Source organism: Flexivirga sp. G2, assembly GCF_055397625.1.
On the sequence record NZ_AP039675.1, the window covers coordinates 51,125 to 75,284 of the forward strand.

Annotated in this window: 23 protein-coding genes, 1 tRNA gene and 1 pseudogene; 13 read left to right on the forward strand and 12 right to left on the reverse strand. The window is 66.6% G+C overall.

Annotated features, from left to right (window positions below):
• The first annotated feature begins 24 nt into the window (after positions 1–24).
• The 4 genes and pseudogenes from ACZ50J_RS00235 (at position 25) to ACZ50J_RS00250 (ending at position 2,533) form a co-directional block, all read left to right on the forward strand.
• Positions 25–909 carry a pentapeptide repeat-containing protein gene (locus ACZ50J_RS00235; protein ID WP_464299276.1) on the forward strand — a complete coding sequence of 295 codons (885 nt, stop codon included), beginning with the start codon at positions 25–27 and terminating at the stop codon, positions 907–909.
• Positions 906–1,034 (forward strand): annotated as a pseudogene (locus tag ACZ50J_RS00240) (nucleotidyltransferase domain-containing protein); the annotation flags it as partial. The gene ACZ50J_RS00235 and the pseudogene ACZ50J_RS00240, both read left to right, overlap by 4 nt.
• Positions 1,035–1,136: 102 nt before the next feature.
• A complete protein-coding gene (locus ACZ50J_RS00245) occupies positions 1,137–1,616 on the forward strand; it encodes a hypothetical protein (protein WP_464301396.1) in 480 nt (159 codons plus the stop codon).
• A gap of 698 nt (positions 1,617–2,314) precedes the next feature.
• A complete protein-coding gene (locus ACZ50J_RS00250; RefSeq protein WP_464299277.1) occupies positions 2,315–2,533 on the forward strand; it encodes a hypothetical protein in 219 nt (72 codons plus the stop codon).
• A gap of 94 nt (positions 2,534–2,627) precedes the next feature.
• Here ACZ50J_RS00250 and ACZ50J_RS00255 read toward each other — a convergent pair whose 3' ends face one another.
• From ACZ50J_RS00255 to ACZ50J_RS00265, 3 genes are all read right to left on the reverse strand, one after another.
• Complete coding sequence (locus ACZ50J_RS00255) at positions 2,628–3,425, reverse strand: abortive infection system antitoxin AbiGi family protein (protein ID WP_464299278.1); 798 nt, start codon at positions 3,423–3,425, stop codon at positions 2,628–2,630.
• A gap of 274 nt (positions 3,426–3,699) precedes the next feature.
• Complete coding sequence (locus tag ACZ50J_RS00260; protein WP_464299279.1) at positions 3,700–4,869, reverse strand: protein kinase family protein; 1,170 nt, start codon at positions 4,867–4,869, stop codon at positions 3,700–3,702.
• Positions 4,870–5,134: 265 nt separating this feature from the next.
• Entirely contained in the window at positions 5,135–5,479 is a 345-nt protein-coding gene (locus ACZ50J_RS00265; RefSeq protein ID WP_464299280.1) for a TraR/DksA family transcriptional regulator, read from the reverse strand.
• Between the two features lie 227 nt (positions 5,480–5,706).
• Between ACZ50J_RS00265 and dinB the strand changes: the two genes are divergently transcribed.
• The gene (gene dinB / locus ACZ50J_RS00270; protein WP_464299281.1) at positions 5,707–6,906 is read left to right on the forward strand and encodes a DNA polymerase IV; all 1,200 of its coding nucleotides are present in this window, start codon (positions 5,707–5,709) and stop codon (positions 6,904–6,906) included.
• 81 nt (positions 6,907–6,987) lie between these two features.
• On the opposite strand, the gene ACZ50J_RS00275 is transcribed toward dinB, so the two are convergent.
• Positions 6,988–7,929: a hypothetical protein gene (locus ACZ50J_RS00275; protein WP_464299282.1), complete on the reverse strand. Its 942-nt coding sequence runs from the start codon at positions 7,927–7,929 to the stop codon at positions 6,988–6,990.
• A gap of 120 nt (positions 7,930–8,049) precedes the next feature.
• Here ACZ50J_RS00275 and ACZ50J_RS00280 point away from each other — a divergent pair, with 120 nt between their 5' ends.
• The 5 genes from ACZ50J_RS00280 (at position 8,050) to ACZ50J_RS00300 (ending at position 12,293) form a co-directional block, all read left to right on the forward strand.
• Positions 8,050–8,568: a peptidylprolyl isomerase gene (locus tag ACZ50J_RS00280; protein ID WP_464299283.1), complete on the forward strand. Its 519-nt coding sequence runs from the start codon at positions 8,050–8,052 to the stop codon at positions 8,566–8,568.
• Between the two features lie 27 nt (positions 8,569–8,595).
• Entirely contained in the window at positions 8,596–9,462 is an 867-nt protein-coding gene (locus ACZ50J_RS00285; protein ID WP_464299284.1) for a rhomboid family intramembrane serine protease, read from the forward strand.
• Positions 9,463–9,593: 131 nt separating this feature from the next.
• Positions 9,594–10,589, forward strand: coding sequence for an alpha/beta hydrolase (locus ACZ50J_RS00290; RefSeq protein WP_464299285.1), 996 nt, complete (start codon positions 9,594–9,596; stop codon positions 10,587–10,589).
• A gap of 49 nt (positions 10,590–10,638) precedes the next feature.
• Positions 10,639–11,391, forward strand: coding sequence for a dihydrofolate reductase family protein (locus ACZ50J_RS00295; RefSeq protein WP_464299286.1), 753 nt, complete (start codon positions 10,639–10,641; stop codon positions 11,389–11,391).
• A complete protein-coding gene (locus tag ACZ50J_RS00300; RefSeq protein WP_464299287.1) occupies positions 11,388–12,293 on the forward strand; it encodes a dihydropteroate synthase in 906 nt (301 codons plus the stop codon). The genes ACZ50J_RS00295 and ACZ50J_RS00300 overlap by 4 nt, the downstream gene beginning before the upstream one ends.
• Before the next feature lie 607 nt (positions 12,294–12,900).
• On the opposite strand, the gene ACZ50J_RS00305 is transcribed toward ACZ50J_RS00300, so the two are convergent.
• Positions 12,901–13,254 (reverse strand): cell division protein CrgA, encoded by a 354-nt coding sequence (locus ACZ50J_RS00305; protein WP_464299288.1) that lies wholly within the window; start codon positions 13,252–13,254, stop codon positions 12,901–12,903.
• Positions 13,255–13,379: 125 nt separating this feature from the next.
• Here ACZ50J_RS00305 and ACZ50J_RS00310 point away from each other — a divergent pair, with 125 nt between their 5' ends.
• The gene (locus tag ACZ50J_RS00310; protein WP_464299289.1) at positions 13,380–14,108 is read left to right on the forward strand and encodes a DUF881 domain-containing protein; all 729 of its coding nucleotides are present in this window, start codon (positions 13,380–13,382) and stop codon (positions 14,106–14,108) included.
• Between the two features lie 16 nt (positions 14,109–14,124).
• Positions 14,125–14,769, forward strand: a complete 645-nt coding sequence (locus ACZ50J_RS00315) for an aminodeoxychorismate/anthranilate synthase component II (RefSeq protein ID WP_464299290.1) — start codon at positions 14,125–14,127, stop codon at positions 14,767–14,769.
• Positions 14,770–14,781: 12 nt separating this feature from the next.
• Here ACZ50J_RS00315 and pknB read toward each other — a convergent pair whose 3' ends face one another.
• From pknB to ACZ50J_RS00350, 7 genes are all read right to left on the reverse strand, one after another.
• Positions 14,782–16,662, reverse strand: a complete 1,881-nt coding sequence (gene pknB, locus ACZ50J_RS00320; RefSeq protein ID WP_464299291.1) for a Stk1 family PASTA domain-containing Ser/Thr kinase — start codon at positions 16,660–16,662, stop codon at positions 14,782–14,784.
• Positions 16,663–16,783: 121 nt separating this feature from the next.
• A complete protein-coding gene (locus ACZ50J_RS00325) occupies positions 16,784–18,067 on the reverse strand; it encodes a protein kinase domain-containing protein (RefSeq protein ID WP_464299292.1) in 1,284 nt (427 codons plus the stop codon).
• The gene (locus ACZ50J_RS00330; protein WP_464299293.1) at positions 18,064–19,518 is read right to left on the reverse strand and encodes a peptidoglycan D,D-transpeptidase FtsI family protein; all 1,455 of its coding nucleotides are present in this window, start codon (positions 19,516–19,518) and stop codon (positions 18,064–18,066) included. Before ACZ50J_RS00330 ends, ACZ50J_RS00325 begins: the two co-directional genes overlap by 4 nt.
• Before the next feature lie 187 nt (positions 19,519–19,705).
• Positions 19,706–21,073, reverse strand: a complete 1,368-nt coding sequence (locus ACZ50J_RS00335; RefSeq protein ID WP_464299294.1) for an FtsW/RodA/SpoVE family cell cycle protein — start codon at positions 21,071–21,073, stop codon at positions 19,706–19,708.
• Positions 21,074–21,075: 2 nt separating this feature from the next.
• A complete protein-coding gene (locus ACZ50J_RS00340) occupies positions 21,076–22,353 on the reverse strand; it encodes a PP2C family protein-serine/threonine phosphatase (RefSeq protein ID WP_464299295.1) in 1,278 nt (425 codons plus the stop codon).
• 7 nt (positions 22,354–22,360) lie between these two features.
• Positions 22,361–22,831: an FHA domain-containing protein FhaB/FipA gene (locus ACZ50J_RS00345; RefSeq protein WP_464299296.1), complete on the reverse strand. Its 471-nt coding sequence runs from the start codon at positions 22,829–22,831 to the stop codon at positions 22,361–22,363.
• The gene (locus tag ACZ50J_RS00350) at positions 22,828–23,787 is read right to left on the reverse strand and encodes an FhaA domain-containing protein (protein ID WP_464299297.1); all 960 of its coding nucleotides are present in this window, start codon (positions 23,785–23,787) and stop codon (positions 22,828–22,830) included. The genes ACZ50J_RS00345 and ACZ50J_RS00350 overlap by 4 nt, the downstream gene beginning before the upstream one ends.
• Before the next feature lie 202 nt (positions 23,788–23,989).
• On the opposite strand from ACZ50J_RS00350, the gene ACZ50J_RS00355 reads away from it, so the two are divergent.
• Positions 23,990–24,072, forward strand: a tRNA-Leu gene (locus ACZ50J_RS00355).
• Positions 24,073–24,160 lie beyond the last annotated feature (88 nt).

Genomic DNA, 24,160 nt, shown 5'->3' on the forward strand with positions numbered 1-24,160 from the left:
CTGATGGCGTGATACTTGCTACCCGTGGACGCTTTTGCCTTCGGACGGACCCCAGAGACGCTGCGTGCCCCCTTTCAAGGTGACGGCGTACTGGTTGCAGGTCAGCTTGCCGATGACATCGAGATGCATCGGCCCAATTTCTCGAATAGCACGTTCGCGAACGTCAGCTTCCTCCGCGCCGACGTGAAAGCTGGCTCGTTCCGTAATTGCGTCTTCATCGAGTGCTATTTTCGAAAGGCCGAGCTCAGGGATACGACGTTCGTTGGTTGCAAATTTGTTAACTGCAACTTCACCCATATCTCAATTCGCGGCTGCGACTTCCGCTATGCCGATTTTCGAGACACGGCTCCCCCTTTCCAAGAAATGCTGCATTCTGCACCTCAGCAGGCAAACTTGCGAAACGAACTATTCGACGCTCTCGCGCGAGTCGCGCAGTCGTCAGGAGATCCGGCCGAATCGCGGAGATACAAGGTCGCCGCGATTAAGGCACTCGATCTTCACCTCCGCGCGGCCGTCCGCGGAGACTCGGTTTGGTACCGCGAGCACTTCGACTTGGCGGCCAGAGCGCAGGCTGTCCTCCGGCTCGGATGGCACCGCGTGAACCATCTATTGTGGGGGCATGGTGAGTCCGCGTGGCGCCTCCTATCGAGCGCCGCTGTTGCCGCGCTGATCATCTTCCCAGTCCTCTTTCTTGCGCTTCATTCCGGCGTTCAGGTTCCCCACGGACAGGCGACGGCCAGCGACTATCTGTGGCTCTCCCTGAGTAACTTCCTGCTTATTGACCGCATATCTATTGTCGATTTGACTACTTGGCCCACCCAGAGTTTGGCCGCTATCGAGGCGTTGTTCGGGGTTGTTTTCGCCGGTATGTACGTAACCCTGCTCGTGAAAGCGCTTCTGAGGCGATGACGGAGTACTCGTCGTCATCCGTGGCGCCAGAGCTGACATCTTCCGCAACCGAGATCTGGGTGTACGGGTCCGTCGCTCGTGGCACTCACTCGCACTCCAGTGACCTAGACGTGCTGGTCATAGCCGACGCCTCCCCAGATCCGTCGCTCGTCGAGTCAACGGTCGTCGGGCTTCCCCAGGCGCAACATCTCTCCGTAAGACGATACTCGTGGCGTGAGGTAGCCCAAATGGCCAGCTATGGCTCGCTATTCCTTCTGCACCTCAAACTCGAAGGTCAACTAATACATACCACCGAACCCACCGACGGGCTGGCGAACCTACTGGCCTGCCTTCCGCAGTACACGAACGGCGCCCGTGATATTCGCGGCTTCGCTCAAGCGTTAGAGGATGTCCGTTGGGCATTGGACGACGTAATCGACGAGGACGAAATCCTGTTTGAACTCGGAGCCACCGCAACCGTAATTCGGCACTGCAGTATCTTGGCTTGCCACAAGATTGGCGACCCCCGATTTCACTTGGCCGATTCGATTCGAATTTCCTTCGCTGCGGTCGGTATGTCCGAGCTTGCAGATGCCGCTCTAGACCTGTACCAATTCCGGCTTGCCACTGCTCGGCAGATTCCACCGCCATCGAGACCCAGTTTTTCCGCGGCCAAGCTCTGGCTTGACCACGCACAGACATTCGTTAAAAGAGTCGGCAACTTGTGATGACATCTGTTAACCATGCTCTCCGTCGGATCGATAGGGTTCTGGCATCCGACTTCGAGCCACAAGCCGCATATCCTCTGCGCGCCAGGCTGGGCCGGGCCACGTTGAGCGCATCCCGAGCAGCTTCGGGTCTCGCTAACGACGAGGAAGTCACGCCGTTGATCAACCGTCTGGACGCTGCAACGAAACACATCATGCAGCCGAGCGAGCCGTTCGATGCTCACTGGCGACGGCAATGGGGTGAAGTACTCGACGATCTCCGAACTCTCCGTGCGCTACTTCAACTACACGAGGAAGTGGCGTCAGACGACGCATAGTCGTGCCTGCCGCTCCCCAAGGTTCGACGGCTGCCTCGCATCCGCACATCAGTATGCCTCGCTACGACCCGCGATAGATGTTCCCCGGCGGGTTGGTGCGCCCACGAAACTTTGCCGGGAGAACATACGGCCAGACCGTCTGCGGGACGTCATCGATGTCCCAGCAACGGATACGTGTTCGGGTCTGATCGTCGATGCGCACCAAGGGTCTGTCAGGAATTTATGTAACTGACTCCTCCTGATCGCGCGCCGTTTCGGCGGGGTTGGAAGAAGCCTGTCGTCGTGGACGGGAGTAGCTTTTCGACACTGTCCCTGCTCAGCGCAGCTGCCTGCGGATCGGCGCTTACCTGCGTTCAGTGCAGCCGACGGATTCTGGACAAGATGGCTGGACTCGCCGCATTCACCGCGAAGACGATCAGCCTTTCATTCGCCGCCAAGACGCTGTACGTCTACTCTGATCACCCGCTCGATAGCAATGGGATCGAGCAGACCGTTCTGGACGCCACCTTGGTGGACGGCATCGATACTAATCTCATGGAGTACGCCAAAGTGGGTGGCATAGTCGACGTCGAGGCGAACGCTTGTGCGAACCGGCAGTAGCGGCCCAGCGTCGATGGCGGCAAAACGACGGAAGGTCTCAGAGCGTTGGAGGCTGGACATTCGGTGTCCCAACTCGACGACGGGTGACAAGTGACTATTCGTCGCCGAAGGCCATGTCTGACGAACGAACCCAGGCTGTGCTCTCGCCGTTGAGATAGTCAACCAGCTCTTCCTGTATCGCTTCTTGCTCATCGCCGAACAGGTACGCCACAGAGTCTTCGGTGTCCCACTCATCGACGATCCATACATACTCACCGCTATCGACGGGCAAGCAGTTCGCTGGGTCTTCGAATGTCTGGCGGAACTGCTCCAAGAGCGCTTCGACATGTTGCTCCAGAGAGGGAAGGGATGCAGCTACGACGGTGTAAGAGTCCGGGTGCCCGTAGATGCCTTCGACGGGGAGTTCGTCGACACCCTCGGGCGTGATGACGACGGCTACATCGGTAAGGGCGAAGATCAAGTCGTTCTGCACTCGCCACTCCCGCTCCCAGTCCCAGACGTAGCCCTTACTGGGCATCACGAGGTCTATGAAAGGCGTGAGATCCCACAGCGAGTGGGTCCAGTCGCAGGTGGATTTGAGAGTCTGTAACTGCTGGCTCAGGTTCGCTGCCTGGCTGGACTTCTCATCGACGTACCAAACTCGGGCACCTTGGCGTGAACGGATGAAGTCCTTCGTGAAGCCAACGCCGTATTGCCCGTGCCGCTTCGTCAACTGATGAAGTTGGTCGAGTGGGATCTCACTCAAGCACACCGACTGATGGCGAGCGGTCACCTCGGGAATCGTCCGATAGAAGCTAAACCCGAAGGGTCCGGAGGCCCGAAGACAGCCACTCGTCAGTATCGCACCAAGCGTCCTCTCGCTCTTGGTGAAATGGACGAGGTAATCGCTCATGTCACCCGCAGTGGGATGCAGGAGGTGCCCTGGAACATGAAACGGTGTCATCACGTGCCCGATGTTAGGGGCTTCTCAACTGGTCGAGGGAACCTCGGCGAGAACGCCTGCTCGGGCGCATCGGACAACCACTCGCTCCTGTTTCAGTGGCCCAACCCCAGCTGCGTCACTTTGCCGCGGGCAGGGTAGCCCTGCTCCTCGCTCGCGCCGTAGCTCGGACCACGGAGACGGCGGTGTGACACGCCTTGACCAGGCCCGGCGAGACCTGAGCGCGCTACGCCGTCGGCTGAATCGGAGAAGCATCCAGCTTCTCGACTTCGGCTATCAACTCCTTTACTGCTTGGTAGCGCTGGCCGACGTCGTTGACGGCGCATCGATGGATGATGCGGCCGACTTCGTCTGTTGCCGGCGGAAGAGATTCTCGGCCAGTGAAGATGTAGGCGAGGACGTGCCCGATGGCGTAAATCTCGTTCACCACCCCGTAGTCCTTGAAGCTGCTGAGCGTGGGATCGCGAACGGTGCCCTTCATCTCGGTCTGCGTCCGAGTGAACTCGCTCGTCTGGTCCTTCACCAGTCCGAAGTCCGAAAGCTTCACCAGGAGCGCACCAGAGTCAAAGACCTTCAACAGGATGTTCTGAAGGCTGACGTCACGGTGAAGCAGGCCCTCGCGGTGGAGGTAGTTCACACCGTAGAGGAACTGCAACGCGATGCGCTTCCGCGCCGCGAAGGACATGGTGCCGTTCTTTCTGCGCATGTAGTCGCGGAGCGTGGTGTCGCAGTACTCCATGCGGTACTCGTTGCGGGCCTCGTCGTAGCGATAGACCTCCACCACGTAGGGGAAGCTCAGCTTCCTTAGAACCTCGAATTCCTGCTTGAAGCGTTCGAGGTCTCGTGCGTCAAGGTCCTTCTTGGCCCGCTTCACAGCAAAGTTGATGCCGTAGTCAGGGTCGAGGTATGAGTACACGTGGGCAAAGGACCCGCTGCCCACCATCTTCAGCGCCACGGGCTCCTGTTGCTTCCTCAGCTTGACGTGCCTGGCCGCATGGACGAAGACCGGCTCGTATGCGATGACCTCGATGGGTGAGAAGTCGTCAGGCACGGCGCTGCCGCCGCTCGGGGAAAGCCAGGGCCGACAGCGCTCCAGCGCATCCTGGTACCTGTCGGCAAACTCGACCTCCACCTCAGCGCGCCGCAGAGTATGGAGATCAGCCTTGATCTCCTGGATGAGGGCGAGGAGGGCGCGGCTGTTGTCAGCCCAATAGTGGTGGGTGGTCTCGGCCCGCCCGTTGATATCGGTGAAGTGCTCGTTCAGCCGTTCGTGGAGAACCGCGAACATGTGACCCCACTCCGGGTCGTCATAGAGGCGATCGAAAGCTCGAGACGAGGGCACCGCCTCATACTTCTCGCGAAGATCGGTCAGCATGAATTCGACCGGATTTGCCATAGGGTCCCCCTTTCCGGAGAGACCCTATGGTCTCACCCGACCGCGACACGACGACTTGACGAGTGGCCCAAAGTGCCACCGTGTCTGACCAATAACCCTTCCGTTGATACCTCATTACCGGTGATGGGACACCGCGCCGCATCCGAATGCACGCAGACGGCGGTGCTTCCTGAGGACCCGCGTCATTCCGCCGCGAATGCGTCGTCTATGGGACCCGTCTCCAGGTGCGGTAGACCATCGCAACCGGAGTGCGGGGTGGCGTGATCTACGCCTGACGCGAAGCACAGTCGAGGCACGTGCGAGCGGTCGGTCTCGCTTCGAGACGGCCTGGAGCGATCGGCTGCCCGCACCGTTCGCAGGTTCCGTACGTTCCGGCGACCAGTCGTTCCAGGGCGGCGTCGATCTCGGCCAGGTGACCTCGCACTTGTGACACGAGCGCCGACACCTGCGCCCGTTCGAAGGCGATGGTGGCGCCCTCGGGGTCGTGCTCGTCGTCGTTGTTGGCGTCCCGCGAGGCTTCGACGACATTGTTGAAGTCACCGGTGAGGTAGGTCAGTCGCTGCTCGGCTTGGCCTCTCTCCGCTTCGAGTCGTTCTCGTGCCCCTTCCATTCGTTCATGGTGTCACCGGAGGGGGTCTCGATACGCGCGCTCGTTCCTCACGCGCTACTCGACCCGCATACGTCGGGTCTCGATAAGCGCGCTCGTTCCTCACGCGCTACTCGACCCGCACATGTCCGCTCGTTCCTCACGCGCTACTCGACCCGCATACACGCGCTACTCGACCGGCATACGCGCGCTACCGACCACCTTGGGCTGTCAGTAGCGGATGCGAACATGTGTTCGTGGCAGAGGGCAACTTCCTGCACGCTGATCTCGACTCGTTCTATGCCAGCGTCGCGCAGCGTGACGACCCCGCGCTGCGTGGGCGGCCGGTCGCGGTGGGCGGCGGCATCGTGCTCGCGGCCAGCTACGAGGCCAAGGCGATGGGCGTGCGGACCGCGATGTCCGGCCGGATCGCGCGGCGCCTGTGCCCCGGGCTCATCGAGGTGCCACCGACATTCACCGCGTATGTCGACGCCTCGCACGCGGTCTTCGAGATCTTCCGCGACATCACGCCCGTGGTCGAGGGCGTGTCGATCGACGAGGCATTTCTCGACGTCGGTGGGCTGCGCCGGGTCAGCGGCACTCCGTCGACGGTGGGCGCCACGCTGCGCCGCCGGGTGAAGGAGGAGGTCGGGCTGCCGATCTCGGTCGGCATCGCGAGCAGCAAGTTCCTCGCCAAGGTCGCAAGTGCCGCGAGCAAACCCGACGGCCTGCTCAGCGTGCCGGTCGGTGGCGAGCTGGACTTCCTGCACCCGTTGCCGATCGAGGCGCTCTGGGGAGTCGGCAAGGTGACCTCCGGCAAGCTGCACGCGCACGGGATCGGCACCGTCGGCCGGCTCGCCGCCCTGCAGGAGGACGCCCTGATCGCCATCCTCGGCCCGGGGAGCGGCCACCACCTGCACGCACTCGCGCACGGCCGCGACCCACGCCGGGTCGAGACGGGCCGGCGGCGTCGCTCGGTCGGCGCCCAGCGCGCGATCGGGCGGGGGCGGCATACCGGTGCCGAGCTGGACGCGACGCTGGTCAGCCTGGTCGACAAGGTCACCCGGCGACTGCGATCCGGCGAGCGCGTCGGGCGGACCTTCATCCTGCGACTGCGGTTCGACGACATGACCCGGGCGACCCGGTCCCGCACCCTGCGCCGCGCGACCGCGGGCACCGACGCCTGGCTGGTCGCCGGGCGCGCACTGCTCGAGGAGGCGATGCCGTTGATCGCCGACCGCGGCGTGACGCTGATCGGGATCAGCATCAGCGGGCTCGACGAGTCGGCCGACGAGCAGCTCGAGCTGCCCTTCGAGGCAGTCGCGCCGTCCCGGCTGGACGGCGCGCTCGACGCGGTGCGCGACCGGTTCGGCAGCACGGCCGTCACCCGGGCCGTGCTGCTCGGCCGATCGGAGGGATTCAGCACCCCGCAACTGCCCGATCAGCGGTGACGATGTGCGCCATACTTTCGCCATACACACGAGAACCCCCGAACCACAGCGTGATTCGGGGGTTCTCGGATGCGAAGTGAGTCACTCCTTGGCGGCGTGCCGGCCCCGTCGTGAACCGGACACCGACGCGTCGACCTTCTTCTCGAGGTCGCCGACCGCGTCGTCCGACACCGGGAGCGACGTGGTGTCCTCCACCGGGTTGACGTCCAGCTTCTCGATCTCCGGGGCGGTGACCTGCGGGTTCTTGGCGCCGGACTTCTGGCCGCTGAGGTAGAGCGCGACCGCGCCCGCTCCGGCGAGCAGGCCGAGGGCGATGAACACCTTGCCCTTCTTGCGGCGCTTCTTGGCGACCTGCGGGGCGACCGTCTCGACGGCGTCGCGGGCCTGCTGCGGCAGCGCGGCATACGCACTGCTGCCGGCGGCGGCCGTCGCGGCGATCGTCTCGTGGATGCGGGGCATCCACTCGTCGGCGAAGAGCCGGTGCGCCTGCTCCTTGGTCAGCCCTGCTGCCTCGGCGCGGTCGGCCGTGCTCGCCTTGACCCTCGCGGCGTCCTTGGCTGCCTGCTGGGCAGCCTTCTTCGCGGCCTTGCGTGCCTTCTTGACGCGAGGCGCCGCAGCGTCGGCGGCATCCTTGGCGGCTTGCCGGGATGCCTGCTTGGCGGCCTTCTTCGCCTGCTTCACACGCGGTGCCGCCGCGTCCGTCGCGTCGGCGGTGGCCTCCTTGGCCTTGGCGATCTGCGGAGCCGCAACCTCGGCGACGGCCTCCTTGGCCTTGGCGACCTGGGGTGCTGCTGCCTCGGAAACGGTCTCCTTCGCCTTCGCGACGTGCGGTGCCGCGGCGTCGGACGCCTTGTCGGCCGCATCGGAGAGATGACCGGCGACGCTCTCGACGACCGGTGCGATCTTCTCGCGGCCGGCCTCCGCTGCATCGGCCACCGCCGAGACCAGGTCGGATGCCAGGTCGGACGCCTTGTCCGATGCCTTGTTCACGGCCACGTCCTTGCGCGAGGTCTTGCTGAGCACTGGAGCCCTCCTAGGCTTGAGGCTTAGTTGGTTTCATCCTGCCAAGTCGCACCGGCGAGCAGTAACGCCGGGTCCGGGTGTACCTGAGAGTATGGCGTCTGCGGATGCCAGACTATGGGCATGATCGCAACACTGCAGACCAACCACGGTGACATCAAGGTCAACCTGTTCCCGAACGACGCCCCGAAGACTGTCGACAACTTCGTCGGCCTGGCCGAGGGCACCAAGGAATACCGCGACGACGAAGGTCGCACCAACCCCACGCCGTTCTACGACGGCCTGACCTTCCACCGGATCATCCCCGGATTCATGATCCAGGGCGGCTGCCCGCAGGGCATCGGCATCGGCGGCCCGGGCTACGAGTTCGACGACGAGATCTCCCCCGAGAAGAACTTCGCCGCGCCATACATCCTCGCGATGGCCAACGCCGGCAAGCGCGGTGGACACGGCACCAACGGCTCGCAGTTCTTCATCACGGTCGGTCCGACCCCCTGGCTGCAGGGCAAGCACACGATCTTCGGTGAGGTCGCCGACCAGCCGAGCCGCGACGTCGTCGACAAGATCGCCGCCGTGTCGACGGGTGCGCAGGACCGCCCGAACGAGCCCGTGGTGATCGAGAAGGTCACCGTCCAGAAATGATCGTGACCTGACGATCGTTCACCTCACGTGACCAACAGCATGGGGAACCTCCCCACCTGCCCTCGCCACCCGGACCGGGTGGCGATGGTGTCCTGCCAGCGATGCGGCCGTCCGACCTGCGCCGAGTGCCAGCGGCCTGCCGCGGTCGGCGTGCAGTGCGTCGACTGCGTGGCGGCGCAGCGGAAGGACAGCCGCTCCCTGGTGTCGATCTTCGGCGGCCGGGTGGCCCAGGGCCGCCCGGTCGTCACGATCACGCTGATCGCGATCTGCGTGGTCGTCTGGATCGGGCAACAGGTCAACGACAAGGTCACGACGGACCTGTTCTATGAGCCGATCCTGTCCAAGCAGGACCCGTGGCGGTTCCTCACGGCGGCCTTCGTGCACTCGCCGTCGTCGATCTTCCATCTGCTCTTCAACATGTACGCCCTCTGGATCGTCGGGCAGTACCTCGAGCCGCTGCTCGGCCGGGTGCGGCTGCTGGCGATCTACCTGATCTCCGCGTTCGGCGGATCAGTCGGCTACGAGTTGCTCGCGTCGACGCCGAACTCGCCCACCGACTACCCGACCGGGTGGGTGACCCCGACGGTCGGCGCGTCCGGCGCGGTCTTCGGGCTCTTCGTCGCGGTGGTCGTGCTCAACCGGCACCTCGGGCGTGAGGTCGGCCCGATGGTGGGCCTGATCGTCATCAACGGCATCCTCGGGTTCGTCGTGCCGGACGTCGCCTGGCAGTCGCACCTCGGCGGCGCCATCACCGGTGGCCTGTGTGCCGGGGCGATCGCGCTGCTCGGCCGCAATCGCGCGCAGCTGCAATGGTTCGCGCTCGCCGCGATCACGGTGCTGCTCGTCGTCGCCGCCGTGGTCCGGTTCGAGTCGGTCCACCTGCCTACCGGTTGACGTCATACGGAACGGACCGGAGGTCCTGACCAAGTCCTGAGAAAACGTTTACTCACGGACCCGTCAGTAGCCGCCCGCCAGCTGCGAGTGTGAGTCGTGGACACCGTGTCCACCGCCAGGGAGGAACTCACATGTCAGTCATTTCTCGCCGCAACCTCATCAGGGGAGGCGCGGCCGCCGCCGCGCTCACCGCCGTCGGAGTCGGCAGCACCGGTGCCGCCGACGCGGCAGTGCCGGGTCTCGAGGAGACCTGGAATCTGCGGGTCAGCCCCCGCTTCTGGGACTTCCGGTTCGCCACGTCCGCGATGACACTCTTCCAGCCGTCGGTCCGGGTGATCCTGCCCGACGGCTACGACCAGAACCCCGGCCGACGCTATCCCGTCCTCATGCTGCTGCACGGCGGACACCCGGAGGGCGTCGATCCGGCGCAGCGGTTCCCGGGTGCCTACCTGGACTGGACCATGCATGGTGGCATCGCGGACCGACAGACCGCCGGTGCCGACGTCATCATCATCTGCCCCGATGGCGGCAATGGCGGCTTCTACGTCGACTGGAAGGGGCCGCAGGGTGCGACGGTGAACTGGGAGGAGTTCCACGTCCCGCAGCTGATGAACTGGGTGGACCAGCGCTTCCGCACGATCGTCGGCTGGAAGACCAAGGCGGTCGCCGGCCTGTCGATGGGCGGGTATGGCGCGATCACCTACGCGGCGCGCAACCCGCAGGTGTTCTGCTCGGCGAGCGCCTACTCGGGGCCGGTCGACGTGTTCGACGTCAATCAGATCGCCGTCATGACCGGTGCACCCGTGGCCGACGGACAGTTGCCCGGGTCCATCTTCCAGACGGACACCGCGATGATGCAGCAGTGGAATCCGCGTGCGCTCGCCGACCAGCTGCGCGGCATACGCCTGTTCCTGTCCAGTGGCGACGGCGCGGGCGGCGACCCGGCGTCCTGGATCCAGGAGTCGACCGTGCGGCGCACCCAGGATGCCTTCGTCGGTGACCTGCGGGCACGGAACATCGCCGTCGACTACCGCTTCCTGCCTGGGGGCCAGCACGACTGGAACAGCTGGAACAAGTTCTTCGGCGAGGACATCGGCGGCATCGTGGCGAGCCTCCCGCACCAGTAGGACGTGTCATCCGCGGCCCCTGCCCGCCGGGCAGGTAGGTTGCGGAGATATGTCTGAGGCTGGCCACGTTCATGGCCCACTCCCGCTCACCGGTGACCATCGACTGACCGAGGACGATCTGCTGCGGGCCTACCCGTGGCCCCAGCACGGTCCCTGGCTCCGGGCGATGATGGTCACCACCCTCGACGGGGCGGCGGCCGGGCCGGACCGACTGAGCGGCTCCGTGTCGTCCCCCGCCGACCAGCTGATCTTCAACGCCGTACGCCGGGACGCCGACGCCGTGCTCATCGGCGCCGGCACGTTGCGCGCCGAGCGCTACACACCGATGCGTGCCAAGTCAGCCGACGAGCAGCGTCGTCAGGCTGCGGGCCAACAGCCCGCCCCGGTCGTCACGGTGGTCAGCGGGTCACTCGACCTGCCGTGGGATCTGCCGTTGTGGCACGAATCCAGTTGTCGGCCACTGGTGTTCACCCATGACGGCGCCGATCGGGACCGTATGGCGACGGCGCGCGAGCACGCCGACCTGGTCGTCCTGGACCGAACCGGTCCGCAGGAGATCGTCCACGAACTCGTCGACCGGAAGCTGACCCGGATCGTCTGCGAGGGTGGTCCGCAGCTGCTGCGTGACCTGGTCGCCGCCGATCTGGTCGACGAGGCGGACATCACGGTCAGTCCGGTGTTCGCGGGGACGGAGAACTCACCCTCGACGCCGGCCATGCCGCAGGTGAGCGAGTTCCGGCTGGCCCACGTGCTGCACGGCGACGACACCCTGATGATGCGCTACCTGGCGCCGGGCCGATGATCGACCTCACGGCGCTCGCCCAACTCGCCCAGCGCTACGAGAGCGACCTCTCGGCCCCGATCGAGCCATTGCGGATCGGCACGCGGACCATCGACACGGACGAGACATCGGTGCTGATGAGCGTGGTCAACCTGTCACGCGACTCGTCCTACCGGGAGAGCATCGCGGTGAGCACCGAGTCCGCGGTCCGCAAGGCCCGAATGCAGACGGCCGCCGGCGCGGACCTCGTCGACGTCGGTGCCGAGTCCACCCGGGCGACCGCGGCCCGTGCCGACCTCGCCGAGCAGCAGGCCCTGCTGACGCCGGTCGTCGAACAACTCACCGCCGACGGCATACCCGTCTCGGTCGAGGCCTATCAGGAGCCCGTGGCGCGAGCAGGTCTCGCCGCGGGAGCCTGCCTGCTCAACCTCACCGGGTCGGACGACGACGACCGGATGTTCACCCTGGCCGCGGAGCACAGTGCGACGGTGGTGCTCTGCCACGTCCTCGGCCCGAACGCCCGCGCGCTCACCGGCGACGCGGTCGACACCGATCCGGTCCCACGGATGCTGGACACCTTCGGACAGCGGATCGATCGCGCCCGGGCGCTGGGCGTCACCAGCGTCGCCATCGACCCCGGCCTGGGCTTCGGTTTCCACCTCGACGACCAGCGCGCGCGAGCCCGGCACCAGGCGACCGCTCTGCTGCACACCTTCCGGCTGCGGCGGCTGGGCGTGCCGATCTGTCACGCGCTGCCGCACGCGTTCGACATCTTCGAGGACCAGTACCGCAGTGGCGAGGGCTTCTTCGCGGTCCTCGCGCACCTGGGCGGCACCGGCGTCTACCGCACCCACGAGGTGCCGCTGGTGCGCAGCGTGCTCGACGCGTTGCGGTTCTTCGCCGCCGAGCCCGACCCGAGCTGACCCCCGCCGCGGCCGATCACCTGATCGAAGTTACACACATGTAGTTATCCACTGCTGTGGATAACTCTGTGGACAACGCGCCCTGAGCCACGTGGACCAGCCGGAATTCGGCGGAATCGGTCCTCGCTCTTGACAGCCCTAATGTGATGTGGTTCACACCGGGTGGCCCACTCGGTCGGTCGAAGGCGAGTGCCGGGTGCCTGGACGTGCGACCGGCGCCGAGAGTGACGCCGCCGATGCGTCATACCTGGCCCGGATTTGGGTGCCCCGCGACCGTATCGGGCCCGGCGGACCGAGATTGCAGCGAATCATGAGACACGGCAGTGGATTTCGGTGTTTCGGTGCAGCTCTGACTCCGACCAGGCTCAGATGAGCGCCTGCTCTCACCGACCGCGGGTTCCATAACCGTCGAGTGCGCTGCCGGAGTTCGAACTGCGCTCGCAGTCACGCGGATCCGGGCGGTCGACGGTCTGCACCAGGGTCTGGCAGGAAAGGCAAAACAGCGCCCCGCAAGGGCGCTGAATTACATGTGTGTAGTTTTCCACCACCTGTGGATAACCCTGTGGGTAACCGTGGGACGGCGGTCCTGCCGGGTGGCGCCGAGTGGTCAGCGCCAGCGGGTCGTCATACCGAATCCGATCAGGATCAGTACGAAACCGATGGCCATGTTGCCCAGTCCGATGCCTGGAATCGGGTACTTCTCGCCGGTCAGGTAGTAGACGACGAGCCAGAACAGTCCGACGACCATGAAGGTGCACAGCGTCGGCACCCACCAGCCGGGGCTGGGCGCGTCGACCATCTTCGCGACGCGCTTCTCCTCGCGCTCGCGGTCCTCCTCCTTGCGGCGGTTGGCCTTCTCCTCCTTGGCGGCCGCCTTGTTCGCCGCCTTCTTGGCAGCGGCGTCCTCGTCACCGGCGGGGACTGCAGACCTGTCGTCGGCGTTGTTCTCGGACGTGCTCACGGCGTTCTCCCAAAGCGAAATGTCAGAATTTGCTCCACACTATTTCACCCACCCGGATGCCGGGGGCGCCCAGACCCCTGCGGGATCATGGTGGGACCGTGACGGAGACAGCGAGGAGGCACGACATGTGGCGACCACAGAACCGATGGGCGTATGCCGTGCCCGCTATCGGCGTCGCTGCCGGTCTGCTCTTCGGCATCAGCGCCACCACCTCGCAGGGCACCGACCTGCGACCCGGCACGAGTGATCTGGTGCAGGTGGTGCAGGACGGCAACCGCCGGGTCGCCCGCCAGGCGTCCGACGTCGCCGGACTGCAGGCGACCGTCAAACGGCTCGGCACCAAGGACGCACCGGGCTCCTCGCAACTGCGCAAGACACAACAGACCGCCGACGGGTATGCCGGGACGGCCGGCCTCACCAAGGCCACCGGCAAGGTCGTGACCGTCACGCTCAACGACTCCACCCGCGACCCGTCGACGCTGCCGGACGGCGCCAACCTCGACTGGTTGGTCGTGCACCAACAGGACGTCCAGGCAGTGGTCAACGCGCTCTGGGCCGGTGGCGCGACCGCCATGATGCTGATGGACCAGCGGGTCGTGTCCACCTCGGCGGTGCGTTGCGTCGGCAACACCCTGCTGCTGCAGGGACGGGTCTACTCCCCGCCGTTCCGGATCCGGGCAATGGGTGACCCCGCCAAGCTGCGCAAGGCACTGACCGATGACCCGACGGTTGCGAACTACCGGGCCTACGTGCCCCTGGCCGGCCTCGGGTATGACGTGCAGACCTCCGACAAGGAGACCTTCCCGGCATACCAGGGTGCGCTCGACCTGAAATACGCGAAGGCCGGCAAGTGACACAGAAAGTGACCTCATGACCAGCAGCACGACGAAGATCCTGGTGATCGACAACTACGACAGCTTCGTCTTCACCATCGTCGGCTACCTGCAGCAGTTGGGCGCCGAGACGACCGTCGTGCGCAACGACGCGATCACCGCAGCCGAAGGCGCCGACTACGACGGGGTGCTCGTCTCCCCCGGACCGGGCACGCCCGAGGAGGCCGGTGTCTCGACCGCGATGATCGAGGCCTGCGCGCAGCGCGAGCAGCCGATGTTCGGGGTCTGCCTCGGGCACCAGGCCCTCGGCGTCGTGTATGGCGCGACGGTCGACCGCGCCCCCGAGCTGCTGCACGGCAAGACCTCCCGCATCGTGCACGACGGTGCCGGCGTGCTCGAGGGGCTGCCGTCGCCGTTCACCGCGACCCGCTACCACTCGCTCGCGATCGAGGCCGACACCGTCCCCGACGAGCTCGAGGTCACCGGCCGCACCGACTCCGGCGTCATCATGGCGGTCCGCCATCGGACGCTGCCGTTGCACGGAGTGCAGTTCCACCCCGAGTCGGTGCTGACCGAGGGCGGGCACCGCATGCTCGCCAACTGGCTGACGCTGTGCGGCATGTCCGATGCCGTCGAGCGTTCCGCCGGCCTCGCGCCGCTGGTGCACGGCCCGACGGCCTGAGCCGGTCCTCCCTTACGGGAAGGTCGGCACCGGCGGTAGCCCGGTGTGGCTCGGGTGCGTCGGCTTGGACGTCGGGCTGGTCGGCTCCGTGGTCGAGGACCCCGTGCTGCTGCCGCTGCTGCCGCCGGTCGAGGTCGGGGTGTCGGACGAGGAGCTCGGTGGCGGAGTGATCGTCACGGTCGTCTGACTGGAGTAGACCCCCACGGTCAGCGTCACCGTCGAGTCCCGGTCCACCCGGGCACCCTGCTTCGGCGAGACCTTCTGCACCTTGCCGCCCTGGTCCGGGTCGCTGACCGGGACCTGTTTGGTGTCCCACTTCAGATGTGCCTGGCGCAGCGCGAACTGGGCGTCACCGGCCTCCTGGCCGAGCAGGCCGGTGGGGACGTGCACCTTGCCGCTGCTGACGCTGAGCGTCACCCGCTGGCTCGGGTCGGCCATCGAACCGCTCGCCGGGGCCGCCGAAACGACCTGTCCTGCGGCGTATTCGGAGTCGTCGACCTTCTTGCTGGCGACCGTGACCTTGGTGAACCCCTGGTTCGCCAAGGTCTGTTTCGCATCGGCGACGGACTTGCCGGCCACGTCCGGGACCGACGCGAGGCCGGGACCGTCGCTGACGTTGAGCAGGACTTGGTCGGCCGGGTCGACGTTGGTGCCACCGTCCGGATCGGTGCTGGCGACATACCCCTTGGTGACGTCGCTCTTGACGAGCTTCACCTTCACGTTCTTGAAGCCGTGATCGCTCAGGATCCGTTTCGCGGCAGCGGCCTTCTGCTGGACCACGTTGGGCACCGCCTCGGTCGACGGCTTGTTGCTGTTGCCGTTCATCACCAGGTAGCCGATGCCGAGGATCGCCAGCAGCGCGATGACGCCGGCGACGATCCAGAGACCGGTCAGTCGCCGCTGTGGTTCCTTGTCGTGGATCTCGCGGGTGTGGTCGCGGCGCACCGGCTGCGGTGCCTGCGGTTCGCGGTCCATCACCGACGGCGCCGCGGCCGCGGCGGAGGAGATGACAGCCGTCGCGCCGTCGCTGAGCGGAGCGCCGGTCCGGGCGGCCTGCAGGTCGGCCCGGAAGTCCGCGGCGGTCTGGTAGCGGTCGTCGCGGCCCTTGGCCAGCGCGTGCAGCGTGACGGCGTTCATCGCCTTCGGCACCGACGGCTCGTATGCCGACGGCGGCTTCGGCGGATCGGTGATGTGCTGGTAGACCAGCGCGACCGGCTCGCCGACGAACGGCGTGCGACCGGTCAGCAGCTCGAAGAGCACACAACCGGCGGAGTAGAGGTCGGAGCGTGCGTCGACCGTCTCGCCCTGCGCCTGCTCCGGGGACAGATAGCGCGCGGTGCCGACGACGGCCTGGGCCGACGTCATCGTCGCGCCGGTGTCGGCCAGCGCGCGGGCGATGCCGAAGTCCATCACCTTGACGCTGCCGCCCTTGGTCAGCATCACGTTGGCGGGCTTGATGTCCCGGTGGACGATGCCCTTGTCGTGCGAGTACTCCAGCGCCGACAGGATGCCCATCGTCACGCGGGCCGCCTCGTCGGGGGACAGCTTCTCCTCGTCGTTGAGGATCTCGCGCAGGGTCTGCCCGTCGACATACTCCATGACGATGTAGGGCACGTCGATCTCGGCGCCACCGGACTCGGTGAAGGTCTCCTCGCCGGAGTCGTAGACCGCGACGATCGCGTGGTGCGACAGTCCGGCCGCGGAGTGTGCCTCGCGCCGGAAGCGGGTCAGGAACGTGCTGTCCCGGGCCAGGTCGGCGCGCAGGATCTTGATCGCCACGGTCCGCCCGAGGCGGGTGTCGTGGCCGAGATGCACCTCCGCCATACCGCCGCGGCCGATGAGTTCACCGACTTCGTAGCGACCGCCGAGGATGCGTGGCAGTCCGTCACTCACGCCAAACCCCTCGTTCCTGCCACCCCACGAAGTTCTCCGCTCCTTCGTCGCTCCGATACTTCGCGGGGACCCCGGCTGGGGTTGGCCTGAATCTGAGCCCTTGGTCGCTCGCTGCGCTCGCTCACGAAGAAGCCTCCGGGCTGTAGGTCACGATCGGTTGGTTGAACGGTCCGCTGTCGGGTGCGGTGGGGACCTTGGGACCGCCACCGCCGCTGGTGGCCAGTATGACGCCCACGATGATCGCGATGATCACCACCGCCACGACGCCACCGCCGATCAGCAACTTCTTGGTGCGCGAACCATCGGTCTGGGTGACCGCCTGGCTACCGGAGGTCACTCGCTGCCCGCCCGATGTGGCGAGCGGCTGCGGCCCGGACTGATGCTTGCGCTGGGACCGGGAGAGTTTCTGGCCACCGGAGGTCTGCGGCTGACCTCCGGAACGCATGCCGGTCTGCGGTCCGGACGTGTGCCCGGACTGGGGTCCCGACTGCGCACCGGATTGCGGACCCGACGGGCCGCCCGCTCCGGCCGCTCCGGCCGGACCGGTCGGCTGCGGTGCGGGCGCCCAGATGTTCAGGCCCATCTGCTCGCTGTCGGTCACGGCCTGGCGCAGCGCCCGGCCGAACTCCTGCGCGGAGTTGGGTCGCGACTCCGGATCCTTCTCCAGGGCGACGTGCACGACGGCACGCAACGGCGCGGGCACCTCCTGAGGCAGCGGCGGCGGCTGCTCGTTGACGTGCGCCAGCGCCAGCGCGACGGCGCTGTCGGCGGTGAACGGCCTTCTGCCACCGAGCATCTCGTAGGTCACGACGGCCAGCGAGTAGACGTCCGTGAGCGCGGTCGTGTCGCGGCCCATCGCGGCCTCGGGCGCGAGGTACTGGGCGGTGCCCATCACCTCACCGGTCTTGGTCATGGCGGCGGAACCGACCGCGCGGGCGATGCCGAAGTCGGTCAGCTTCACCACACCGTCCGGTGTCACCAGCATGTTGGCCGGCTTGACGTCGCGGTGGATCAGCCCGGCCCGGTGCGCGGCGTGCAGCGCCGCGGCGGCCTGGCCCATCAGGTTGGCGGTGTCGGCCGCCGAGATCGGACCGCGCTCGTGCAGGATCTTCGACAACGGCTTGCCCGGGACGTACTCCATCACCAGGTAGGCGAGGTTGCCGTCCTCGCCGTAGTCGTAGACCTGCGCGATGTTGCCGTGCGCCAGCGCCGCCGACAGTCGGGCCTCGTTGCGGAATCGCTCGGTGAAGCCCTCCTCGTCGGTGAGCCCCTCCTTGAGCAGCTTGATCGCGACGGTGCGCCCGAGGATCTCATCGCGGGCCTGCCACACCTCGCCCATGCCGCCGGCCGCGATCCGGTCGGTCAGCCGGTAGCGACCTCCCATCAGGTCCCCCATACCGGTCATTTGCCGATCACCGCTTCCATCACTTGCTTGGCGATCGGTGCTGCCACCAGACCGCCGCTCGCTTCCTGTCCGACCGTTCCGCCGTTCTCGACGAGCACCGCCACGGCGACCTTCGGGTTGTCCGCGGGCGCGAACCCGGTGAACCAGACGTCGGCGTTGCGGCCCTGGCCGTGCTCGGCCGTGCCCGTCTTACCTGCCACCTTGATGCCCGGGATGGCCGCATTGGTTCCCGTGCCCTCGCTCACGACCGACTCCATCATGTCGGTCAGCGTGCTGGCGGTGTCCCCCGAGATGGGGTTGGCGAACTCCTTGGAGTCGGTGGTCTGGATGACATCCAGGTTCTTGTCGCGCACCGATTGCACGAGGTAGGGCGTCATCTCCTTGCCGCCGTTGGCGATGGCCGCGCTGACCATTGCGATCTGCAGCGGCGTCGCGCGCACGTCGTACTGGCCGATGGACGACTGGGCCAGCTGCGGCTTGTTCAGGTCGTTCGGGAACACGCTCGGCGTGACCGACATCGGGATCGACAGCGACTTCCCGAAACCGAACTTCGTCGCCATACTCCGCACGTCGTCCTGGCCCAGGCTCATGCCGAGCGACGCGAAGGCGGTGTTGCAGCTGATCGTCAGGGCGCGCTTCAGGGTGACCTTGTCCCCCGCGCCGCAGTTGCCCGGGAAGTCGTTGGGCAGGTAGTTGTTGGTGCCCGGCAGCCGCAGCTTCGCCGGCCCGGGCAACGTCGAATCTGCTTGGTACTTACCGGACTCGAGCGCTGCGGCCGAGGTGACCAGCTTGAACGTCGAGCCCGGCGGGTAGAGGTTGCCGTTGATGGCGCGATTGAGCAGCGGCTGGTCGGGATCCTTGGACAACTTGCCGAAGGACTCCTGCACCTTGTTCAGGTCGTGCCCGGCGAGCAGGTTCGGGTCGTAGCTCGGGCTGGTGACCATCGCCAGGATCGCGCCGGTCTTCGGGTCGAGTGCGACGACGGCGCCCTTCTGGTTGCCCAGCGCCTTTGCCGCGGCCTGCTGCGCCTTGGCATTGATCGTCAGCTGCACGCTGGCACCCTGGGCCGACTGACCGGTCACGATGTCGATCAGCCGCCGGTAGAACAGCTTGTCGGAGCTGCCGTTGAGGAAGTCGTTGTAGGACCGCTCGACCCCGGTGCTGCCGTAGGTGAACGAGAAATAGCCGGTCACGTCGGCATACAGCGAACCCTGCGGGTAGGAACGCAGCCACTTGAACTGGTCGTCGGTCTTCTTCGAGACCGCGGCGGCCGAGCCGCCGACCAGGATCGACCCGCGTTCCTTGCTGTATGACGACAGCAGCGTGCGCCGGTTGCCGGCGCGGTCGTCCAGGCTGCGCGCCTGCACGAACTGGATCAGCGTGGTCGCGACCAGCAGCGCGCAGAACATCGCGGCGACGACGAGGCCGAGACGGCGGATGGGGGCATTCATGCGCACGCCGATCGAACGTCGTCCTGAGTAGCCCGGAGCCTGCGACGGGCGTATCGAAGGATGGCGGAGGAGCCGCGGGTCGAGCGGTGCCCTGAGTAGCCCGGAGCTTGCGAAGGGCGTATCGAAGGGTGCCGGAGGAGCGCAGCAGGGGAGGTGTTTCGAGACCAGCGTATCGAGATCAAGTGCGTCACTTCGTCTTCACCACTTGGGTGTCGTCGGTGCTGAGGTTTTCGGGTCGGTCGTCGGAGGTCGGCCGGCGGGCGTGGTCGCTGATGCGCAACAGCAGCGCGATGATCACCCAGTTGGCCAGCAGCGACGAGCCACCGGCGGAGAGGAAGGGCGTGGTCAGACCGGTCAGCGGGATCACCCGGGTCACGCCGCCGACGACCACGAAGACCTGCAGCGCCATCGAGAACGCCAGACCGGTCGCCAGCATCTTGCCGAAGCCGTCCCGGGACGCGACGCCGGTGCGCAGGCCGCGCTCGACGATCAGGCCGTAGAGCACCAGGATCGCGCAGAGTCCGACCAGGCCGAGCTCCTCGCCGAACGACGGGATGATGAAGTCGCTGTTGGCGAAGTAGGTCAGCTCCGGGTGGCCCTGGCCGAGCCCGGTGCCGAACATGCCGCCGGCCGCCATACCCATCAGGCCCTTGGCGATCTGGTCGGACATCCCGGGCTGGAACGGGTCCAGCCACAACGACACCCGCTCCTGGAAGTGCGCGAACAGCAGGTAGGCGACATACGCGCCGGCCAGGAAGAGGGTCAGCCCGATGATGATCCAGGACCGACGCTCGGTCGCGACGTAGAGCATGCCGACGAAGAGCCCGAAGAACAGCAGCGAGGTGCCGAGGTCGGACTCGAAGACCAGCACACCGAGCGAGGCGATCCAGGCGATCAGGATCGGACCCATGTCGCGCGCTCGCGGCAACGGCAGCCCGAGCACCCGGCGACCGACCAGGGACAGCGCGTCACGGGTCTGCACCAGGTAGCTGGCGAAGAAGATAGTGATCAGGATCTTGGCGATCTCACTGGGCTGGAAGGAGAAGCCGCCCACGACGATCCACACGCGAGAACCGTTGATGTTGCGCCCGATTCCCGGCAGCAACGGGGTGAGCAGCAGGAAGAAGCCGATGAGCCCGAAGGTGAAGGTGTAGCGACGCAACCGGCGGTGATCCGGCACGAAGAAGATCAGCGCGACCGCAGCAGTGGCGGCAACGGCCGTCCACATCAACTGCTTCGGCGCGGCGTGCGGTGACCCGGGCGCCAGGTCGATGCGGTGGATCATCACCAGCCCGAGCCCGTTGAGCAGCGTGACGATCGGCAGCAGCACCGGGTCGGCGTATGACGCCTTCCACCGCAACGCCAGGTGGAACACGAACGTGACGACCGCGAAGCCGCCGCCGAGTGTGTAGAAGTCAACCGGCAGCGAATTGTTCACTGCCAGACCGACATTCGCATACGCCACCAGCACGATGGCGACAGCGACGACCAGCAACACCAGCTCGGTGTTGCGTCGTGTCTTGGGCAGTGCCGACTGGATGCCGCGCCTTCTCATCCCTAGCAGCTGCTTCCGTCCGCGACCTGGGCCTGGCAGCTGACCATGTCCGCGCGGAGGTTCTCGACGATGCTGATCGCGGATTCCTTGCTGCCCGCCGTCATGTTCCCCGCGGCGACCTTGTCGCGGTCGTAGCTGGGCAGGTCGGCGACCCAGACGTCACTCACGGTGTTGACGGAGTGCAGCTTGATCGGGCCGAGATTCTGCGAAATGCCTTGGTAAATGGTGACTTTGCCGTCGTGATCGGCGATGTAGTACTGCCGCTGCGTCGCGGCATACCCGAAGACGGCGATGACGGCGAGCACGGCCACGACGAGTACGGCGAACAGGCCGCGGCGCAACCAGGTGAACCGACGCGGGCCCTCCTCGGCCAGGACCGGCAGGTCGTCGTCCTCGTCGTCGGGCGGCTCGGGGGTGTTGGCGGCCCGCCGGAGCGCGGCAGCCTTCGCCGCCGGGCTGGTGGGGGCGTCATCGGTCTCGGCGGAGCCGGAGACATCGTGCGCCGCCGCGGCGCCGACGACCTGCGGCGCGGTCGAGGTCTCGCCGTCGTCGTCACCATCGACCACGTCGGCCACGACGACCGTGACGTTGTCCCGGGTCGCGGCCTTCAGCGCGATCGCGATGAGGGCGTCGGCGATCTGCGCCGGGGTGCCCTCGCCGGTGATGATCTGCTCGATGGTCGGTGCGGCGACGTAGTCCGGCAACCCGTCGGAGCACAGCAGCAACCGGTCGCCCGGCTTGGCCTCGCGCAGCGACAGATCGGGCTCGTCGTCCTCCCGGCCGGTGAGCACCCGCGTCACCAGCGAGCGCTGCGGGTGGTGCTCGGCCTCCTCGGGCGTGATCCGGCCCTCGTCGAGAAGGGTCTGCACGAAGCTGTGGTCCTTGGTGATCTGGCTGAAGACGCCGTCCCGCACCAGATAGGCGCGTGAGTCGCCGATGTTGGCCAGCGCCAACATGTTTCCGCTGCGCAGGAACGCGATGAGCGTGGTGCCCATGCCCTCGAGCTCGGCGTCGTCGTCCATCTCCGCACGCAGCCGGGCGTTGGCGTTGTGGACCGCGGTGGCGAGGCGGCGCAACGCCTCGTCACTGGCGTAGGACTCACCGTCCAGGGCAACCAGCTCGGACACGACGGTCGAGCTGGCCATGTCGCCGGCAGCGTGCCCGCCCATGCCGTCGGCCAGCACGAGCAGGTCGGGCCCGGCATACCCGGAGTCCTCGTTGCGGCTCTTGCTGCCGAGACCGATGTCGGTGCGAGCGGCATACCGCAGGGAGATCGACATGTGGCGGTTACTTCCTGACCTCGAGGACGGTCTGGCCGATGCGCACGCGCGAACCCTCGGTCAGGGGCATGCCCTCACCGATGCGCTCGCCACCGACGTAGGTGCCGTTGGTGGAGCCGAGGTCGTCGATCATCCAGCTGTCGCCGCCGGCATAGATGCGGGCGTGCCGGCCGCTGGCGAAGTCGTCGGAGAGCACCAGGGTGCACTCCGGGTTGCGGCCGATCAGCACGCCGTTCTCGGTGAGCGGGATGCTGCCGCCGCGCATCGGGCCCTCGATGATCGCCAGCCGGGTCGGGCCGCGACGCACCGGCTTCGCCGGACGCTGCGGAGCGGCCGGGGTGCTGCGGCGATCGCTGGACCGCGTGGTGACGTGGGTGCCGTAAAGATCACCGCGCAGCACACTGACGATGCTGAAGATGAACGCCCAGAGCAGCGCCAGCAATCCGAGCCGGATCGCGGTGAGAGTGAGTTCGCTCACCGGGTCCCGCCTTCGTGCACCGTCAGGTGCGTTCGTCCGATGGTGATGCGGTCGCCCTCGTGCAGGTGCAGCGTCCCGATGGGGTCGCCGTTGACGAAGGTGCCGTTGGTGGAGCCGAGGTCACGAATGGTGATCACCTGGTGCGGGCCGTCGTAGGTGATGCGAATCTCGCTGTGCCGCCGCGAGATTCCCGGGTCGTCGAGCAGTATGTCGGCATCGTCGTCCCGTCCGATCACGGTGATCGCACCCAGCAGGGTGTAGCGGTCGCCGTCGACGTCCAGCCACGGTCGCTGGCGCAGCTTGCGCGGTGCCGCCGGTGACGGCCGGTGGTCGCTCTTGCCGGTCGACGGGTAGCCGGAGGCCGGGCCCGTCGAGATGGCTGAGGAGCCGGAGGGGCGAAGCGGAGGAGCCGGAGTTGCGGGTCGAGTGCCGGAGGAGCGGGGCGGGGGAGGTGTATCGAGACCAGGCCGACGCTGTCCGCCCGGCTGACCCGGCTCCTGTCCGCGCGGTGCGCGCGGGTCGTCGACATCGCGGGCCGGCGGCATACGTTCCGGCATCCGGCGCATGTCGGGCTGGACCTGGCGGGCGTTGGACGGCCGCAGCCGGAAGACACCGGTCTCGAGGTTCTCGTCCTCGGCGAATTGCACGCTGACCGGCCCGCCGGGCTGGTAGCGCTGGCTCTCGGCGTGCTCGGACGCGGTCGCGATGAGGTCGTCGGCCAGCTCGTCCTCGTGCTCGGTGACCAGCGCCTCGTAGTCGGTGGTGGACAGCTCGACGACGAAGAGGTTCGGGACGACGTGCCGCTTGCCCTTGCCGGCGCTGACCGCCCGGTCGTCCATCGCGCGCCGCATCGCGCTCGCGATCTCGACGGGCTGGACCTCGGAGCGGAACGCCTTGGCGAACACGCCGTTGACGCCGCGTTCGATGCTGCGTTCCAGTCTGTCGAAGATGCCCACGGTCGCCTCCTTGCTCCGGGTCGTGCGTGATCGCTTGTCCGCGGCGGCCGAGCCGCGCACGCCATGGTAACTGTGTGGCGTATGACGGCTCGGCATACGCGCTGGGATCCTTCCGAATCGGCACCGGCCGACCGCTGACGTCTCACGGACCCCGTCGATTTGGCGTTCTGCGGTCGGACAGGGCACACTTGACCCCGCACTCGCGCGAGTGGCGGAACGGCAGACGCGCTGGCTTCAGGTGCCAGTGTCCGAAAGGGCGTGGGGGTTCAAATCCCCCCTCGCGCACGTTTGGTCCCGGGCTCGACATCCACTGGATGTCGGACCCGGGACCTTTTGTATGCCGATCCGGATGCCGTTCTGTGTGCCGTCCTGG